1 protein-coding gene is annotated in these 957 nt (G+C 44.6%); it reads left to right on the forward strand.

The features are described from left to right. A partial coding sequence (locus AAEZ00_RS20555) for an IS4 family transposase (RefSeq protein ID WP_351089717.1) occupies nucleotides 1–935 on the forward strand: 935 nt, incomplete at its 5' end. Nucleotides 936–957: the final 22 nt, after the last annotated feature.

The raw sequence follows: 957 nt of genomic DNA on the forward strand, positions 1-957 counted from the left end.
GGCTTACCACCCTTGCCGTTGATGGAACCGTGTTTCGTTGCCAAGATTCTGAAGAAAATGCCAATGAGTTTGGTTTTATTTCAAACACACACAAACCCTATCCTCAACTTCGATTAGTCAGCCTTATATCGACTGAAACCAGAATGGTATTAGGTGCTGCCTTTGATGGCTGCCACGTAGGAGAGGTCACGCTCGCACAGCGTTTAGTTCAAGATACCCCTGATAATTCCTTAACCCTATTTGACCGTTGTTATTTCTCTGCTGACTTATTAGTAAACTGGCAAAGCTCTGGAGTACAGCGACATTGGCTGACACCCGTAAAGTCAAAGATGCGCTACGAGGTAGTCGAAGAGTTTGCGAATAATGACTTGCTCATTGATATGCCCGTCTCCCCACAGGCGAGAAAGAAAAATCCGGAGCTCCCTGAAACATGGCGCGCCCGTTTTATCGCTTATCAAGAGCCAAAAGGTGAAATAAAAGGATTTGTCACCTCATTGATTGACCCTGTTCAGTATCCGCTGGACAAGCTGCTAAATATCTACTGGCAACGCTGGGAAATAGAAGAAGGATATGGCGAACTTAAGCAAACCCAGCTGCAAAGCAAGGTGACGTTACGGAGCAAATTTGTTGAAGGTGTTAAGCAAGAATTGTGGGGAGTGCTTATCGCTTATAATCTGGTTCGTTTAGAAATGACAGCGATAGCAAAGGAAGCTAAGGTCGCGCCAACCCGTATCAGTTTTACCGCTGCAATAAGCTTGATAGATACACAATTAAGGTGGCTTGCTTTATCACCAGATGGAAAGCTGCCAGCGAAACTGAAGCAAATGCGAGCCGATATAAAACACTTTATCCTGCCAGATAAAAGAAAGCACCGAACGTATCCACGCTCAGTGCTCTACATACCCAGTCGCTATCCACTTAGATATAAACAATAGTGCTTATCCGAATAGCATTAAC

Source organism: Shewanella sp. S1-49-MNA-CIBAN-0167, from assembly GCF_040310145.1.
Classification (GTDB): domain Bacteria; phylum Pseudomonadota; class Gammaproteobacteria; order Enterobacterales; family Shewanellaceae; genus Shewanella; species Shewanella psychromarinicola.